The 16,429-nt window shown below is 39.6% G+C and carries 15 protein-coding genes, 1 tRNA gene and 1 pseudogene; 7 read left to right on the top strand and 10 right to left on the bottom strand.

Going from position 1 to position 16,429, the window contains the following annotated elements; genetic code table 11:
* The first annotated feature begins 123 nt into the window (after positions 1 to 123).
* Positions 124 to 888: a (S)-acetoin forming diacetyl reductase gene (locus LG369_RS01215; RefSeq protein WP_225749997.1), complete on the top strand. Its 765-nt coding sequence runs from the start codon at positions 124 to 126 to the stop codon at positions 886 to 888.
* A gap of 101 nt (positions 889 to 989) precedes the next feature.
* Here the strand turns inward: LG369_RS01215 and LG369_RS01210 are convergent, their stop codons facing one another.
* The 7 genes from LG369_RS01210 to LG369_RS01180 all read right to left on the bottom strand — a co-directional run bounded on the left by LG369_RS01210 (position 990) and on the right by LG369_RS01180 (position 6,936).
* Complete coding sequence (locus tag LG369_RS01210) at positions 990 to 1,439, bottom strand: thioredoxin domain-containing protein (protein WP_225749996.1); 450 nt, start codon at positions 1,437 to 1,439, stop codon at positions 990 to 992.
* A gap of 175 nt (positions 1,440 to 1,614) precedes the next feature.
* Positions 1,615 to 3,411: an oligoendopeptidase F gene (gene pepF / locus LG369_RS01205; RefSeq protein WP_225749995.1), complete on the bottom strand. Its 1,797-nt coding sequence runs from the start codon at positions 3,409 to 3,411 to the stop codon at positions 1,615 to 1,617.
* Positions 3,412 to 3,421: 10 nt separating this feature from the next.
* A complete protein-coding gene (locus tag LG369_RS01200) occupies positions 3,422 to 4,165 on the bottom strand; it encodes a 16S rRNA (uracil(1498)-N(3))-methyltransferase (RefSeq protein WP_225749994.1) in 744 nt (247 codons plus the stop codon).
* A gap of 1 nt (position 4,166) precedes the next feature.
* A complete protein-coding gene (gene prmA, locus LG369_RS01195) occupies positions 4,167 to 5,117 on the bottom strand; it encodes a 50S ribosomal protein L11 methyltransferase (protein WP_225749993.1) in 951 nt (316 codons plus the stop codon).
* A 10-nt stretch (positions 5,118 to 5,127) separates the two neighbouring features.
* Positions 5,128 to 6,027, bottom strand: coding sequence for a GIY-YIG nuclease family protein (locus LG369_RS01190; protein ID WP_225749992.1), 900 nt, complete (start codon positions 6,025 to 6,027; stop codon positions 5,128 to 5,130).
* Positions 6,028 to 6,456 (bottom strand): NUDIX hydrolase, encoded by a 429-nt coding sequence (locus tag LG369_RS01185; RefSeq protein ID WP_225749991.1) that lies wholly within the window; start codon positions 6,454 to 6,456, stop codon positions 6,028 to 6,030.
* A gap of 9 nt (positions 6,457 to 6,465) precedes the next feature.
* Complete coding sequence (locus tag LG369_RS01180) at positions 6,466 to 6,936, bottom strand: DUF3013 family protein (protein ID WP_225749990.1); 471 nt, start codon at positions 6,934 to 6,936, stop codon at positions 6,466 to 6,468.
* Between the two features lie 115 nt (positions 6,937 to 7,051).
* On the opposite strand from LG369_RS01180, the gene LG369_RS01175 reads away from it, so the two are divergent.
* The 4 genes from LG369_RS01175 (at position 7,052) to LG369_RS01160 (ending at position 9,904) form a co-directional block, all read left to right on the top strand.
* Positions 7,052 to 8,323 (top strand): replication-associated recombination protein A, encoded by a 1,272-nt coding sequence (locus LG369_RS01175; RefSeq protein ID WP_225750480.1) that lies wholly within the window; start codon positions 7,052 to 7,054, stop codon positions 8,321 to 8,323.
* Positions 8,324 to 8,585: 262 nt separating this feature from the next.
* Positions 8,586 to 8,658 (top strand) — tRNA-Lys (locus tag LG369_RS01170).
* Positions 8,659 to 8,753: 95 nt separating this feature from the next.
* Positions 8,754 to 9,170: a helix-turn-helix domain-containing protein gene (locus LG369_RS01165; RefSeq protein WP_225750479.1), complete on the top strand. Its 417-nt coding sequence runs from the start codon at positions 8,754 to 8,756 to the stop codon at positions 9,168 to 9,170.
* A gap of 218 nt (positions 9,171 to 9,388) precedes the next feature.
* Entirely contained in the window at positions 9,389 to 9,904 is a 516-nt protein-coding gene (locus LG369_RS01160) for an HdeD family acid-resistance protein (protein ID WP_003004261.1), read from the top strand.
* A gap of 531 nt (positions 9,905 to 10,435) precedes the next feature.
* Here the strand turns inward: LG369_RS01160 and LG369_RS01155 are convergent.
* Positions 10,436 to 10,777, bottom strand: a pseudogene (locus tag LG369_RS01155) (T6SS immunity protein Tdi1 domain-containing protein); the annotation flags it as partial.
* 102 nt (positions 10,778 to 10,879) lie between these two features.
* Between LG369_RS01155 and LG369_RS01150 the strand changes: the two are divergent.
* Positions 10,880 to 11,722, top strand: coding sequence for an aldo/keto reductase (locus LG369_RS01150; protein WP_070888836.1), 843 nt, complete (start codon positions 10,880 to 10,882; stop codon positions 11,720 to 11,722).
* Between the two features lie 163 nt (positions 11,723 to 11,885).
* The gene (locus LG369_RS01145) at positions 11,886 to 13,031 is read left to right on the top strand and encodes a low temperature requirement protein A (RefSeq protein WP_225749989.1); all 1,146 of its coding nucleotides are present in this window, start codon (positions 11,886 to 11,888) and stop codon (positions 13,029 to 13,031) included.
* 662 nt (positions 13,032 to 13,693) lie between these two features.
* Here the strand turns inward: LG369_RS01145 and LG369_RS01140 are convergent.
* Complete coding sequence (locus tag LG369_RS01140) at positions 13,694 to 14,782, bottom strand: AI-2E family transporter (protein ID WP_006150832.1); 1,089 nt, start codon at positions 14,780 to 14,782, stop codon at positions 13,694 to 13,696.
* A gap of 9 nt (positions 14,783 to 14,791) precedes the next feature.
* Positions 14,792 to 16,081 (bottom strand): DUF308 domain-containing protein, encoded by a 1,290-nt coding sequence (locus LG369_RS01135; protein WP_225749988.1) that lies wholly within the window; start codon positions 16,079 to 16,081, stop codon positions 14,792 to 14,794.
* Positions 16,082 to 16,429: the final 348 nt, after the last annotated feature.

Here is a 16,429-nt window from a genome sequence, read left to right as displayed (position 1 = left end):
CACAAAGGTATATACTAAAAAGTGATAGGACTTCTTTTAGAATCTATCACAACTCACTTATAACCCTTTGCTGTTCTTTTATGAACGTTTGAATGGTATCACGGATACCAAAGGAGGAGTCATATGTCTAAAGTAGCTATTGTTACAGGTGCAGGTCAAGGAATCGGTTTTGCAATCGCAAAACGCTTGGTCCAAGATGGTTTTAAGGTTGGGGTATTAGACTATAATGCTGAAACAGCTGAAAAAGCAGTTGCTGAATTGTCAGCAGGCAAGGCTTTTGCTATTGTGGCTGATGTGTCTAAACAAGCGGAGGTTGCTGCAGCTTTCCAAAAAGTTGTAGACCATTTCGGAGACTTGAACGTTGTGGTAAACAACGCTGGTGTCGCTCCGACTACACCTCTAGATACGATTACAGAAGAACAGTTCAATCGTACCTTTGCTATTAACGTCGGTGGGGTAATCTGGGGAGCACAAGCTGCTCAAGCTCAATTCAAAGCACTTGGTCACGGTGGTAAAATCATCAACGCTACTTCTCAAGCAGGTGTTGTTGGAAATCCAAACTTGACTGTTTATGGTGGTACAAAATTCGCTGTTCGTGGTATTACTCAAACATTGGCGCGTGATTTAGCTGACTCAGGCATCACTGTTAACGCTTATGCTCCAGGTATCGTTAAAACACCAATGATGTATGATATCGCTCACGAAGTTGGGAAAAATGCAGGAAAAGACGACGAATGGGGTATGCAAACATTCGCAAAAGATATTACATTGAAACGCCTATCTGAACCAGAAGATGTCGCTGCAGCGGTTAGCTTCCTTGCTGGACCAGATTCAAACTACATTACAGGGCAAACCATTATCGTTGATGGTGGTATGCAATTCCATTAAGATACATAAAAAGAGGTTGGAAAATGATCCAACCTCTTTTATCATCTCCACGATTCCAATTTTCGGAGTCGTTTTTTGTCATTTAAAATAATCTTTCTGTCCTATTCATGCTTCAGAAATGAAAGGATTTCTTCAAGACTAGCGGAACTTCCTTGCTCTAAATAACGTGATTTACTACCATTTTGATAGACTGAAAGATTCGGAACAGTTTGGATATCCATTTCTTTTGCAAAGGCTGTAATCTCATCCTTTTCATCAGAATCACTATCCAAATAATAGACCGTCTGGTGACTTTTTTGAATCGCTAGAGCCAAATTGGGCACAAACTTTTGACAGTAGGGACAGGATTCTCTTCCAATGTAGACGACAAACTCGTCGCCATTTGCAAGTTTGGAGCGCATTTCTTTCATATTGATTGCTTTCGTGTACTGAACAGCTTCCTGATAAGTTTTTGGAAGAACAGGCTGACTGAATTTCCAAATCATAAACAAAATCGGCATAGCAATTCCAATGATAAGCAAGCTAAGTTTTTTATTGAAACGCACTATCATCTCCGTCCTTTTCTAAGTATTTTCCCTAGTCTAATCGCCCACGACAAGATATAAAATCCAACCGATAGACCTATAATAACGCACATTCTGAAGACAAAGTCTTCAGTAAACTTTATTAAATAAATGTCATTCTAAAATCTCAACAATATAACTCTATTGTTGCACTTTTATGATTTTATTCTTCCAACTGGGCACTGTAAGCTATAATCTGATCAACTGTATCAGACAAGAACTGGATGGTATCACAGAGTGGTTTATCCGTTGAGATATCCGCTCCGATAATCATGGCTGATTCAAGTGGTGTCTTGCTACCACCTGATTTGAGGAGATTGAGCCAATCTTCAGCTCCAGTTTCTGAATGTTTCAGATGAAGGTAACCCGCTGTCGAGATGACTAGTCCAGCTGAGTAGGTGTAACTATACAAGCCCATATAGTAGTGAGCTTGACGCATCCAAGTCAAAGCCGCATCGTCGTCAATTTCAATGGCATCTCCCCAGAAATCCGTCAAGACTTCCTTCATAATGCTGTTAAGTTTGCTTGCTCCGAAGGTTTCTCCTTCTTCAATCAATTTATAAACCTTACGCTGGAAGGCTGCTTCCAAGAGGTGGGTAATAAAGTTATGGAAGTAGGTGTCTGTCAAACGATGTGCAAGGGCAAAGCGTTTTTGACGAGGGTCGTCAGACTGATGTTCCAAATAATCACTTAAAAGCAATTCATTGAAGGTTGACGGCGCTTCGACGTAGTAAGTCGACATATGGGCATTGAAGTAACTTTGGTGATTGTCAGAAAAAATAAATTGACCAGAGTGACCAATTTCATGAATCAAGGTATAGACGTCGCTCAAACGGCCTGTCCAGCTCATAAGGACATAAGGGTGCACGCGATATGGATCCGCCGCATAACCGCCAGAATCCTTGCCACTATTGGCAGCGAAGTCCACCCAACGCTCTTCTTGATAGCGAGCAACTTCCTGACAATATTCTTGTCCCAAAGGTTCTACTGACTTCATGACCAAATCGTAGGCATCATCAATGCTAACCTCTGGATTCAACGCACTATCCAAATCCAATTTCCAATCAGCAAAGGTCATCCTCTCAAGACCATTCACCTTGGCAACATGCTTGAGATATCTCTGAGCAACTGGCGCAAAGTCCTTCATGATGAGGTCAATCTGACGATCAAACATGGAACGATCTACTTCTTGCTCAGCTAAAAGATAGTCAAATACTGAGTCATATCCCTTCATGTCTGCCAAGAGTTTTTCAGACTTTACTTGGGCTAAATAAGCTGCGGCTGCCGTATTTTGGTGTTTACGAAGTCCTTCTGAGAAGGAACGGAAAGATTTTTCACGGACTTCAGCATCCTCGTGATTTTGGTAGAAGTTTTCATAGGTCACAAAGCTATTTTTGTAAGTCTTCCCATGGGCTTCAAAGTCAGCCATTTCAAAGTCGCCAGCTCGCATTTTAGTATAGATATCCTGTGGACTATAGAAAACTTCACCCAGATTAGTCAAGGCCTTCTCCACATCAGCCCCAAGATAGTGGACTTTTTTGATTTTTGCCTGACGAATAGCCGACGTCAAATGTGGTAAGTTACCCAAACGGTCCAAGACTTCCTCATCTGCAGCCACTAAGGCATCATTAAAGAAGGTTAAGGCGACACTGGCATCTGTCTCAAAGTCCATTCCAGCTTGGGCGATATTGGCAAAATCTTCATTAGCATAGTCTGTCGTCTGAGGCATAAAGGCGTAATTACCGATATGACTCATCTGGATGTAGATTTGCTCCAATTCCGCAAAAGCTTTCTCGAAATCTTCAAAAGTGTGAAGATTGCCCTTATAGTCACGACTAAATTGATTGATATCTTCACGCGCCTTCTCAATCGCACGCAAGAAATCCTCGCGATCTTGGTATAGGGCTGTCAAATCCCAAAGCTCCTTTTCAGGAAATTCTGAACGGTGTTTTTGTTCCATCTTTCTCCTCTTATTTCTCTAATTCTAATAAAACACTAAGGGCTGACAGGGCATAAAGTGGCGCTGTTTCAGCTCGTAGGATGCGAGGGCCAAGTCCTGCTAGAACAGCTCCTTTAGCTTCAAAAGATTCGATTTCCGTAGGTGAAAGGCCACCTTCTGGTCCAAAGATAAAGAGAAGTTTAGCTCCTTTTTCAAGATTAGAGACTGCTTGTAGGAGCGCTGCTGATTCTCCTTCTTTAGCTGACTCTTCGTAAGCTACCACGATGCGGTCAAACTGGTCGAACTGAGCTAGAAAGTCTGCTTTTTTTTCAAAAAGGGTAATGCTCGGTACCAAATTCCGCTTGCTTTGTTCTGCTGCTCCAAGGGCGATTTTTTCTAGCTTCTCAACCTTTTTGCCCAATTTCTTGCCGTCCCATTTGGCGACTGACCAGTCTGCAGGAAAGGCCCAAATCTGGTTAGCGCCAAGTTCAGTTACTTTCTGGGTGATAAACTCGAGCTTGTCTCCCTTAGGGAAGCCTGATGCGATGGTCGCTTGGACTGGCAGTTCCACATTGTCAGCCAATTCCTCAACCAGCTCCAATCGACGTGCTTCCACATTGACCACGCGCGCCAAGCGCTTAATCCCATCATCAAAAACTAAGGTAACCTCGTCCTCTTCTTTCAAACGCATGACCTGAAACATGTGCTTGCTGGTCTCCTTATCCTCGATAGTGACAGGTGAGCTAGCCAAACCTTTTACAAAATACTGTTGCATGCTAGCCTCCAATCACACCAGAAATATCCTTGGTCTTCTTGAAGACGCAGGCATTCCATTCCCCTTGAATCATGTGGGTTTCAAGAAAGAATCCAGCCGCTTCTGCTGACTCACGCACCATGTCCCACTTGTCCTTGATAATACCACTCATGATGAGATAGCCTTCGTCCTTAACCAAACGATAAGCATCATCTGTCAGATGGATGAGAATATCCGCCAAGATGTTAGCCACGATGACATCTGCTTCAATCTCCACACCCTTAAGCAAATCTCCTGGGGCTACATGGATGTTCTCCATGCCCGGATTGAGTTCAATATTTTCCTGAGCCACCCGAACTGCCACATCATCCAAGTCATAGGCGAAGATTTCCTTGGCACCCAAAAGCGAGCTAGCAATAGAAAGGACGCCTGAACCTGTCCCCACATCTAGCACCGTTTCCCCACCGCGAAGAACCTGCTCCAAGGCAAAGAGACTCATCTTGGTTGTTGGGTGGGTTCCTGTCCCAAAGGCCATCCCTGGATCCAGCTTGATAATCTTCTCGCCAGCAGTCGCCTCATAGTCTGTCCATGACGGTACGATGGTCAAGTCATGGGTGATACGAGCTGGTTCATAGTATTTCTTCCAATTATCTGCCCAATCTTCCTCAGCTAAGGCAGTGGTGCCAAACTTGACTTCACCCAAATCCATAAAGTCCGTCAATTCTGCTAGACGCGCCTGCAAATCCGCTTCAACAACGGCTACATCAACCGTGTCCGGGTAGTAGGCCGTCACCACGATATCTTCCTGTTGCTCAACCTCTGGGAAAATTTCACCAAAACGATCCACATTCCCTACATAGTCCATACTGTCTTCAATCGCAACACCTTGGGCGCCTAGTTCAATCAAAAGATTGGAAACTAATTCCTCCCCCTCACGTTTCACTGTTACTTTTAACTCTTGCCATGTTTCCATCTGGTTCTCCTTAACAATCCATTGTTTCTTCTAATTCTTTTAAAGTCTTGCCGTCCTTATTTTTCCAATCAGTTCGTCCATTCGTATTCATTCCTAGCACAAAAGCAGCTGCATAAGATGGACTGGAGAACAGTTGTTTTTCTTGTAAAACACCATCTTTAATCACATTTGATTTGATTAATTCCTTACGCAATTCTTTTAGACTTGCAGGTATTGCGGGTGAATCGACCACATCCACTTGACTACCTTCTAAAACAACAAAACCTTCCGAAGTCTGTTCACAGATGGCTTCAATCATTCGATTTGATTTCTTGGTTTTTCGCTTCAAATAGAGATAAGTTGAATTTTCATCAGAAACATTCTGACCTGTTTTCTTGGTCATAGGAACAAACAGTCGATACCCTAAGGTTCCTACAATCATCAAAGTATTTTCTACAACCTCATCCAACTCAGATTGCTTTTCTTCTGTTACATTCCCAGAATTGGGCTCATTCCCATTTTTTACAATGAAGCGCCCCGCGTCCTTTGCTAGTTGTGTAAATTTATTTTCTAAGTAACTAATTTCCGTGGGTCCAAAGGAGTTATTCTGCGTCGTCAAAATAATGACATCATTAAAATAATCTGCATGGTTGTCACGAGTATGTTCCTGAACACGTAAAAAGACACCTTCACCATTTTTGCGATTCGTCGCCTGCCCGATGTAGGTAACATCCTTTTGCTTATCCTCATTACGACCAAATAGGAAATAAATGCCGCTTTGCTTCATTTCATCACGTGATTTTAAATCTGCCAATTGAATTCGAGGAATTTTATAAATCACCCCTGTCCAATTCGACAAGGTACATTTAATTATCCCAGTAACTTCTCCATCCATGAGAAACATATTGATATTCTTACTACGATTTGGCATCTACCTTACTTCCTCCAAATAATCCCTCAATCTCCCCTGTAGCTGAGGCACTGCTTGTTTAGAATTGAGAAATTCCTCAATGCTCATCAGTTGATAGGCTTGCCCTTCATCTCCAAAGGTGATACTGTCAAACTGATCCTGACTTAACTGACCGACCATAAATACTGACTGTCTGCCTTCATAGAGCATGCTGGGATAGATCTTGCTCCAGAGCAGGCAATCTTCGGTCAAGTGAATGCCTAGTTCCTCATAAACTTCACGCGCCACGCACTCAAAAGGACTTTCGTCCCCTTCACGACCACCACCCGGCAACTCCCACATATTGGGCCAAGGAATATTTTCCTTGTCATCACGCAAGATGGTTAGTAGCTTATCTCCGCAAAATAGAGCAATTTTGCAGCCTGTGAAATCTAAAATATCTACGTCCACTACAAGCTCCTAGTATCTAGGATAAGGGTAAAATTCTCCCTCTTCCAAGCCAACTTTCCCTTCTTCAAAGACTTCTTGGTTCCATTCCATGACGAATTCTTCTGCTTCTGGGTCTTCCAAAAAGTCCATGAGGGCATCTAGTCCAACCTCTGCAGTATCTTTAAGGAATAGCGCAAAATAAGCTAAAAATTCACGAGAAAAACCTTTCTTCGGTAGGTAAGGGATGACTGTGAGATAGTCTTCTGCATTAACTGTTGACTTGGCAGGGTTGTAAAAAAGTACCGCTTCTTCAAAAAGGATATCATCTGACGAAACCTCTCCGTCTTCATCTAACATCTCCACCCCTGCAGCATTTTGTGCCTCTAATAGAAAACTCACTTCAACCGCATGATTGCGCTTGTCCCAGCTAATCTCATAATCAAAAGGAAAGTTCTTGTTCAACTCTTCTTGTAAAACATCTAAAAATCCATATGTTGCCATTTTGTCCTCTTTCTATACGACTCTTCAATCGCCCCGAATACTCGGAAATATGCTAAAATAGATACTACCATCTTACCACATTCGTATCAGAAAATCCATGTTAGAAAGGACTGCTATGCCAGACAATCTCGCGCTTCGTATGCGCCCCAAAACCATCGACCAGGTCATCGGTCAGGAGCATCTAGTTGGACCTGGCAAGATTATCCGCCGTATGGTGGAAGCCAATCGCCTATCCTCTATGATACTCTACGGACCTCCAGGCATCGGAAAAACCAGTATCGCTTCAGCCATCGCTGGAACGACCAAGTATGCCTTTCGGACCTTTAATGCGACAGTTGATAGTAAAAAACGTCTCCAAGAAATTGCTGAAGAAGCTAAATTCTCAGGTGGCCTTGTACTGCTACTGGACGAGATTCATCGTCTTGACAAGACTAAACAAGACTTCCTCTTGCCTCTCTTGGAAAGTGGACTGGTCATTATGATTGGAGCGACGACTGAAAATCCTTTCTTTTCTGTCACGCCAGCCATTCGTAGCCGTGTTCAGATTTTTGAGTTGGAACCCTTGTCTAACCAAGATGTCAAAGAGGCCATTCAAATCGCCCTGACTGACCCTGAACGAGGCTTTGATTTCCCTGTCGAGTTAGATGATGATGCCCTTGATTTTATCGCAACATCTACCAACGGAGACCTCCGTTCTGCCTTTAACTCACTGGACTTGGCAGTTCTCTCCACTCCAGAAAATAATGACGGTATCCGTCATATCACGCTGAATATCATGGAAAATAGTCTCCAGAGAAGCTATATCACTATGGACAAGGATGGAGATGGACACTATGATGTTCTATCTGCCCTTCAAAAGTCCATCCGTGGCTCGGATGTGGATGCCAGTCTTCACTATGCTGCTCGCTTGATAGAGGCCGGTGACCTTCCTAGCCTAGCTCGTCGTTTGACTGTGATTGCTTATGAAGATATTGGCTTAGCCAATCCTGAAGCCCAGATTCATACTGTAACTGCTTTGGATGCAGCACAGAGGATTGGATTCCCCGAAGCCCGCATCCTCATTGCCAATGTTGTGATTGATTTGGCCCTTTCTCCAAAATCCAACTCAGCCTATGTGGCTATGGATAAGGCTCTGGCTGATCTTAAATCATCCGGTCACCTACCAATCCCACGTCACTTGCGTGATGGTCACTATAGTGGTAGCAAGGAACTAGGCAATGCCCAAAACTACCTCTATCCACACAACTACCCAGGTCACTGGGTCAAACAAGAGTACTTGCCAGAAAAAATCCGCAACCATAGCTACTTCTCACCAGAAGATAGTGGAAAATACGAACGTGCCCTGGCTCAACGCAAGGAAACCATTGATAAATTACGAAACTTATGAAATCCTTTTCAAAATTTTTAATTTTCCCTTGATTTTTTTTGAAAAAGTGGTATCATATAATCATAGAAACGCTGTGGTGTACGACTTCACATTTAAGTGTTGACCGACTATTTTTTGTATTATTAGGGAAACAAAAGTCTTCTAACAGCATGTAGGCCGTCTCACACGGAAACAGCTTCAGTTAGAGCGAGTTGCCCACCTGCTTAATTGCGCGGGTTCAATACAAACCGTGAAGTTTCGGCACCAATACAGCTTTTTATTTGCCTCCTTAGCTCAGTTGGTAGAGCAGTAGACTCTTAATCTATGGGTCACAGGTTCGAGCCCTGTAGGGGGCATCTAAATCAACAGGAAAAAGCCTTGATTTATAAGGCTTTTTTGCTTGTCTATAACTGATTTGCCCCATCATTTGCCCCACATTTTTTTATGAGCAATCTTTCCAGACATCTCTGATTACGAAAAACAAAAAAGCTATCCTACCTTTGCAAATTTGGATAAGATAGCAGAATATTTTAATGCAACTCCAACCCAACTCTTTGGAACGAGTAAAGAGATTGAGTTAGAAAAGAGTGTTCTTGAATCTAATGAATACTCTGATAAAGTAAGTGAAATCTTAAAAGCTGTCAAATACATCGAGCATTTCCTACATACTGATGGACAGTACTTAGAGGATTTACTTTACCTAACAAGAGGCAACCAACTATACACAGAAGATGGAGATGAGTTGTATATTGATCCAACTTCTCAGAAAAGAACACTTCATACCCAATATGAACCTGGTTTTATTGAAGCAAGGGATAAATCTCCACTAGAACTCTTAATTGAAAATAAGGAATTGTTTGATAAATAGAAAAAGCGAGGATAACCTCGCTTCAGATTGAAGTTAAAATCTTTAGAAGACACTTTTATAAGGACTTTGTCTTCAATCTGTGAAAAGGAGTGAAAACTCCTTTTCTTTTTGTAAGTCAGACTGAAACTTCCAAATTGTTTATTTATTTTATTGACATTTTCTATAAAAATAAGTATAATAGTTTTATTAGCAAACTATACTATATAGGGGGTATTGAAATGAAATTTTCTAATCGTTTACTGCTATTCCTTGCAGGAGTTGTTTTTGTCCTTTTAGGACTTTTCCTATTTACAAACCCAGTAGCTAATCTTGTTGCTTACAGCTGGTGGATTTCATTTGGTTTACTGGTTTCTTCTATAGCAGCTATTTTAGGCTATTTCTCTGCACCAAAAGAGCTTCGCTCACCTGTTTATCTTTTCCAAGGATTTGTTAGTCTTCTCTTAGCTCTTTACCTCGTTGCTTATGGCTTTGTGACCCTGCCGGTCGTCATTCCGACCATTGTAGGAATTTGGTTAATTGTAGAAGCCATTATTGCTTTCTTTAAAGGCAATCGTCTAAGATTGATTTTCCCTATTATTGGTAGCAATATCATGTGGGTAGCCTTGCTTGAATTTTTACTAGGTCTAGTGATTCTGTTCAATCCAGTGGCTACAGGTGTCTTTGTCGTTTATGTCATTGCCTTTTCATTTTTAGTTACTGGCTTCACCTACATTATTGAGGCCTTTCGTAAATAGTCTAGTTGCTATTTCTATCGCATTCAAAAAAGCTGGGAAATCATATTCTCAGCTTTTTCGTCTCTTTAATTATCACTTTTTCGCATTCCATTCTACGTAGAAATTTGTTTTTCCATTTTATTCTCCAATTTGATCTCGCACTGACATTTATTTATAACAAAACTATATATCTAGAATAGCATAATCATTAGGTATTATAGGTTTTCAAACAAAATACGAGTCATTCGTTTTTGCCCCACTTTTGCCCCATTTTTAAATCCTGACATTGAAAATACCTAAAAGTATTTCCCTAAAATCAGCTATATTTCAACATTTTTGTTTATTTTCAATATGAAAAGTTCTTACAAATCCATGTAGGGGGCATCTAAACAACAGGAAAAAGCCTTGATTTATAAGGCTTTTTTGCTTGTCATTTTGTTTTTTGTACCAAAAAGTTTATATTCACAAAATAAGCGACTCTCATCAAAGACTCGCTATTTATCTAACACCTCGATTTAATAGAAAAAAACACCTCACGGTGATTACTTATTATCAATCGTCCATTACTCCGCCTGTAAGTTGGTACATGAGATAAATGTGCTCCAAGGTTTTTAGCTTATCCATATGTTCCACATCTTTAAAGGCACCTAATGCTAGTAAAGGAACAAAACCGAAACATTGGTTATAAGACAAGGGACCATCTTTTAACACAGCCTGTCTATATAAATCCAGTTCAAAGTTATCAGTCACATATGAGTTATCTAAATACTGAAGAAAATATTTCAAGCTCTTGATAATAATGTCGCAGTTTTGAAGATTGTATTTTACAATACCAACAAATTCATTCTCTTCCCAAGTAATAATATCTCCAAAGGCTGTTACGAACATCGGAAAAAGAAGTAAGGAACTATTCATAATAATAGCCGTAGCAAATCTTTGCATTTTTGCCTTATCTTATTTAAGATAGTACTATTAAAAAAAGAAAAGGTGAAAATCATGGAAACATATACGCTTGCAAATGGGGTTGCTATTCCTAAAATTGGTTTTGGAACTTGGCAAATTGCTGAAGGCGAAGAAGCCTATAACAGCGTTAGCTTCGCACTTAAGGCTGGTTACACACATATTGATACCGCACAAATTTACGGTAACGAGGTTTCTGTAGGTAAGGCGATTGCTGATAGTAATTTGGCACGTGAGGATATTTTCCTAACTACCAAACTTTGGAATGATAAGCACGATTACGAGTTGGCTAAGACTTCTATCGATGAGTCTCTCGAAAGACTCGGTGTGGATTATTTGGATCTTTTGCTTATCCATTGGCCAAATCCAAAGGCACTTCGTGAGAATGATGCTTGGAAGTCTGGTAATGCAGGCGCTTGGAAGGCAATGGAAGAAGCCTACAAAGAAGGTAAGGTGCGTGCTATCGGTGTGTCTAACTTTATGCAACATCACCTAGAAGCTCTTCTTGAAACGGCTGAAATTGTGCCACATGTCAATCAAATCCTCTTGGCTCCAGGTTGTGACCAAAAAGACTTAGTTGCCTATTGCCAAGAGCGCGATATCCTTCTTGAAGCCTATAGTCCACTAGGTACAGGTAGCATTTTTGGAAATGAAGATGTTGAAGCAGTGGCTGAACGTAACGGTAAATCTGTAGCACAAGTTGCTCTGCGTTGGAGCCTTCAAAAAGGTTTCTTGCCACTACCTAAGTCTGTGACACCTAAAAATATTGAAGCCAACTTGGATATCTTCGACTTCGACTTATCAGAGGAAGATATGGCAGTCTTGGATAAGATTCAAGGCATCAAAACTCAGAATGATCCTGACACAGTTAATTTTTAATAGGATTTTAAGCAACTCGTCAGGGTTGCTTTTTCAAGTAAATGACAAAAGAAGTCAAGGTTTTGACAATTCGCGCCACATGAAATTATTTAAGCATATCCTTTTCTTTCATTACCATTTTCTGTTATAATGTATTGTATTTCTAAAGTAGAAAGGTATTAATATGACAACTCTTATTAAGCATAAACGTGTAGAATTTTCAGAACTTTTTTATGACTTAGTTTTTGTTTTTGCAATTTCAAAAGTAACTACTTTAATTGACCATCTTCATAACGGTATTTTGACTTGGAATTCTTTCCTTGATTTTTTCATTGCTTCTTTGCTTCTCATCGATTCCTGGATGATTCAAACCGATTATACCAATCGCTATGGAAAGAACTCTTTATTTAACATAGTAATCATGTTTATCAAAATGGGAATTTTACTCTTTATAGCCAATATGATTGGACCTGATTGGCAACAATATTTTCATTATCTCTGTTGGGCTATTGGTACATTAACCCTTACCTTATTTTTTCAATATTTGGTTGAATTTTTTAGAAAATCAACCGATGATGTTCATCGGGAAAGTATCAAAGGTTTTCTATGGATAACAGGTCTAGGAAGTTTAGGAGTCTATTTAGCAGCTCTTCTTCCTATTTACGTTGGAGTCTCTGTCTTATTTGCTAGTATTCTGCTAACATTTATTATGCCAAGTATCTTGCTTAATAAAGATAAGCATTACCAGGTAAATCTCCCCCATTTAATCGAGCGCATCTCCCTTCTTGTCATTATTATGTTTGGAGAGATGATTACGGAGCTAGCTAACTTCTTTACAATCGAGAATTTCTCGATTTATTCGGTTCTTTATTTCATTATTATGATTTCTCTGTTCTTGTTTTATTTTGGTCAATTCGACCATGCTATTGATGAAAAATCTAATCAAAAGGGGCTATTTCTAATTTACAGTCACTATCCTATTTTCATTGGGCTTATGATGATGACTGTATCGATGAGTTTTCTTCTGAATCCTGAAGCTAATCGTCTCTTTGCAACCAGCTTCTCTTATATCGGATTTGGCCTCTTTCAAGCTGCTGTCCTAGTAAATGGGCCCCATAACAAACACTATCTTCGCTATTCGAAAAGTTACTACTGTGTCCAAGCGACACTCTATCTGGCTGCCTTGATTCTCTCTTTAATCTTTGCTTCTAATCCTATAATAGTAGTGAGTATAACAACCATTTTAGCTCTAGCTATAACCATTCATTTTATTTATTTTTATATGACACAGAATAAAAAATATTCCAAATCTAACTGGGGGATATTTTAATGAGTTTATAACATTAAAAAGCTTTGGGAACCAAGGCTTTTTTTTCATTAATTTGTTTTTCCATTTTATCCTCCGATTTGAACTCGCACTGACATTTATTTATAACAACACTATATATCTAGTATGGCATAATCATTAGGTATTATAGGTTTTCAAACCAAATGTGAGTCATTCGTTTTTGCCCCACTTTTGCCCCATTTTTAAATCCTGACATTGAAAACACCTAAAAGTATTTCCCTAAAATCAGCTATATTTCAACACTTTTGTTTATTTTCAATATGAAAAGTTCTTACAAATTCATGCAGGGGGCATCTAAACAACAGGAAAAAGCCTTGATTTCAAGGCTTTTTTGATGTCAAATAACTTTTTGTAGCAAATCATTATAAAGGTTTTCCAACCTTATCAAACTTATCATTTATTCTCAATCAATTGCTAGCAATATTTGATAAGACCAACTGTTTTTTACAGTACAGAGCTAGTCTATAATTAACTAAACTATACTAATTTGTGCCCATATTACATGGCCAATCCGCATAGAGATTAAAATGGGCTATTATGAATTCATAAATTTTCGCAACAGAACAAGAGCAAGTCATTTAGAAATAAAAGAGAAGAGAATCTCTCACTCTCTTCTCAGTATATCTTATTAAATTTAGTTTTTCTTAATCTACCTGATTTTCCTTTGCAACGACAAATTCTTTAACCAGTCGATAGATAACAGCAAATACGGGGGTAAAGAATATCATCCCAAGTAAGCCAAAGAGATTGCCTCCAATACTAGCAGCCGCAAGCGTGAAAATAGCTGGTAAACCAATAGACTGACCTACAACTTTTGGATAAATAAGGTTTCCTTCAATCAGCTGTATAACTTGATATAGAAGAAGAGAAAGTAAGGCTTGAGTAGGACTCACTGTGAAGATAAAAATCGCTCCCACAACACAAGCAATCATAGGCCCTACATAAGGAATGAACGATAGCACTCCTGCAAATATACCTGTCATTACTCCATAGGGTATCCCAAACAGGCTGTAACCAACCGCTATCATAACTCCTATGATAACTGCTTCAATCAGCTGACTCATCAAAAATTGGTCATAAGTCTCTAGTGCTACTTGTCCAATGTAAGTCAACTTTATCACCACCTTCTCTGGAAGAAAAACTTTTAGAAGTCGACTCGTCATCGCTGCCAAATGTTCCTTACTGGATAAAAATAAAAAGGTGAAGACTATAATCAAAAAGGCATTCATCAAACTTGAAAAAATATTGCCGATATTACTAGTCAGACCTGATAAAAAACCTATCAAAGCTTGGCTAATAGAACTAGATTGTCCCTGTATGCCTGATACGATAGTTGACAACATGTCTTTGGTTACAAATTCCGAGCTGCCTAGCAATTTCCCAAGTTGAGTAAGGACTGTTGAAAGGACTGTTCCCAGCTGACTAATAGTCTGAGCTAGGGTTGGCAGCACCAAAACCAAAAGAGCAATCACGATTAAGATAAGAGCTAGGAAAACAAGTACCATGGCAATCGGACGACGCAACTCTGCCTTTACCTTCAATTTAACTAAGTACTGTTCAATTTTTTTCATAGGAACATTAAGCACAAAAGCAATAACAGCACCATAAATCAAGGTTGATGTTACATCAAAGAGAGAGATTGCTCCTGATATAAAGCTCGATGCATTCAGAATTACAAGAGCAACCAGCCCTATAAAAAGGATTAACGGGGTATATTTTTTAACTAAGTTCATAAATTCTCCTTAATAAACATGTTTAGATACGACTATACTATTTGGTTTTTCAAACTCTCGATCAAGGTAGGCTTGGTAAGTTCCTGGAGCGATAAATCCTTTTGGTGAGAGGATATCTGTTCCAGCTTGACCGACTATGGTATCAGCCAAGAGCACACAGTTTGTGGACAAGACAAAGTAGGATTTAAACTTAGATTTGATAAATTTATAAAGTTCCCCATCCGTCTCATGTCTGATTTTATAAGCGTAGGTGTAGTCTTCCTTACCATCTTCCGTTTTAATTTTATCTGCGCTTGGCTCCCAAGGAATCGTTAGTTGTTTTAATTCAGCTAATTTTTCCTGAACCGCTTCTTCCATTTCCGGTGTCAAATCTATTCCGTAACCAAATAGCGTTTTTTGACTCTCCCGTTTACATAAGTCAATGTACTTATCACGGTCGCAAAAATATAAAACACCATCTCCAACCATACCAAATAAGGTCTCAGATGACGGATCATAGTTTCCATAAGAAATCACACGTCCTTGATAACAAAGGTCCACATGACCAATAGCTGAAAATAGAGAAGTCTCCGCTGTATGAACGAAAATTTCAAGATCTGCTGTCTTACCAAACTTCACCATTCCAAGATAGATTTCCTCTTCCTCATCAGCATTTTCCTGCATGAATTTATTGATTTTTGCTAAAGTACTTGCAGGGATGAGAGCGGCTAGGGCAATAGGTAAGCTCATTCTGACACGACGTTTGAGATGGTTTTTCCCAATTTCCTTTTCAAATAAGAAACCGTCACGGATATTGGACACACCATAAAGGCAAAAATAAGCCCCTAAAACAAAGAGTTGAAAGACAGAATTTCCCGTAGAGGACAAAAGACTAGTCCCACCAAGAAAAACTAGTACGAGACCATCTAGTAAGAAACGAAAACGAGGTCGAATTTTGTTTTTGCGGTAGAGAACATAGGTGACAAGGTTGATACTAGCATGAAAAATCTGAGAAATTCCAATCACAAGAGCCAAAATATAAATTGGCACATCAGTAGCAAGATTCGAGCCTAGCAAATATCCCATCACTAACAATTTAACCAGTGCAACTCCCAAGGTGTCCGTTGACTGACTTTTTTTGAAAATACGTAATACTAAATCTAAGACCGTTGCTATCCAAGCTAAAAACAGAACCAGTCGAATAACCGTCACTGGCAACCAAGTTCCCGTGACCATCAAGATAAGACCTAGCAGAACAAACAAGAAACCCTGAACAAGTAATTTCTTACCTGTCAGACCTAAAGAAAGAATTTTTTCCATAAAAGACCTTTCAAAAATAATAATTAAGCCCTTTGATCAAATTGACTGGTAAATAGCTGACGGCACAAACAGCCTGTGCCAGCAAGACATGGCGACTGACTGTAGCAATGTCACCATCTTGTCTTTTGCACTTCTGAAATTTGTTTTATTGAGTCGAAATCAGAGCTTTTAAAAACTAGCTAAACTTGAAAGCTAACCATAATTGCTAGATAAAAAAGGTGCAACCAATCCTTCTTGTAAAGGTAGGAAAGAATTATATCCATTCCATTAATTATTTATATATTACCTATTGTGACACAATACTCACTATAATTCAACTTTTTACCTATTTAAAACCATAAAGCCTAC

It is taken from the genome of Streptococcus sp. Marseille-Q4154 (genome assembly GCF_916700545.1).
GTDB lineage: Bacteria > Bacillota > Bacilli > Lactobacillales > Streptococcaceae > Streptococcus > Streptococcus infantis_I.
This window is presented reverse-complemented; position numbering and strand designations above follow the sequence as displayed.

What these genes read in the sequence shown, in the direction of transcription:
- pepF (WP_225749995.1), bottom strand. Translation starts at nt 3,411, where the DNA reads ATGGAACAAAAACACCGTTCAGAATTTCCTGAAAAGGAGCTTTGGGAT.
- LG369_RS01190 (WP_225749992.1), bottom strand. Translation starts at nt 6,027, where the DNA reads ATGCCAAATCGTAGTAAGAATATCAATATGTTTCTCATGGATGGAGAA.
- LG369_RS01140 (WP_006150832.1), bottom strand. Translation starts at nt 14,782, where the DNA reads ATGAACTTAGTTAAAAAATATACCCCGTTAATCCTTTTTATAGGGCTG.
- prmA (WP_225749993.1), bottom strand. Translation starts at nt 5,117, where the DNA reads ATGGAAACATGGCAAGAGTTAAAAGTAACAGTGAAACGTGAGGGGGAG.
- LG369_RS01145 (WP_225749989.1), top strand. Translation starts at nt 11,886, where the DNA reads ATGACAACTCTTATTAAGCATAAACGTGTAGAATTTTCAGAACTTTTT.
- LG369_RS01135 (WP_225749988.1), bottom strand. Translation starts at nt 16,081, where the DNA reads ATGGAAAAAATTCTTTCTTTAGGTCTGACAGGTAAGAAATTACTTGTT.
- LG369_RS01215 (WP_225749997.1), top strand. Translation starts at nt 124, where the DNA reads ATGTCTAAAGTAGCTATTGTTACAGGTGCAGGTCAAGGAATCGGTTTT.
- LG369_RS01200 (WP_225749994.1), bottom strand. Translation starts at nt 4,165, where the DNA reads ATGCAACAGTATTTTGTAAAAGGTTTGGCTAGCTCACCTGTCACTATC.
- LG369_RS01210 (WP_225749996.1), bottom strand. Translation starts at nt 1,439, where the DNA reads ATGATAGTGCGTTTCAATAAAAAACTTAGCTTGCTTATCATTGGAATT.
- LG369_RS01175 (WP_225750480.1), top strand. Translation starts at nt 7,052, where the DNA reads ATGCCAGACAATCTCGCGCTTCGTATGCGCCCCAAAACCATCGACCAG.
- LG369_RS01160 (WP_003004261.1), top strand. Translation starts at nt 9,389, where the DNA reads ATGAAATTTTCTAATCGTTTACTGCTATTCCTTGCAGGAGTTGTTTTT.
- LG369_RS01180 (WP_225749990.1), bottom strand. Translation starts at nt 6,936, where the DNA reads ATGGCAACATATGGATTTTTAGATGTTTTACAAGAAGAGTTGAACAAG.
- LG369_RS01150 (WP_070888836.1), top strand. Translation starts at nt 10,880, where the DNA reads ATGGAAACATATACGCTTGCAAATGGGGTTGCTATTCCTAAAATTGGT.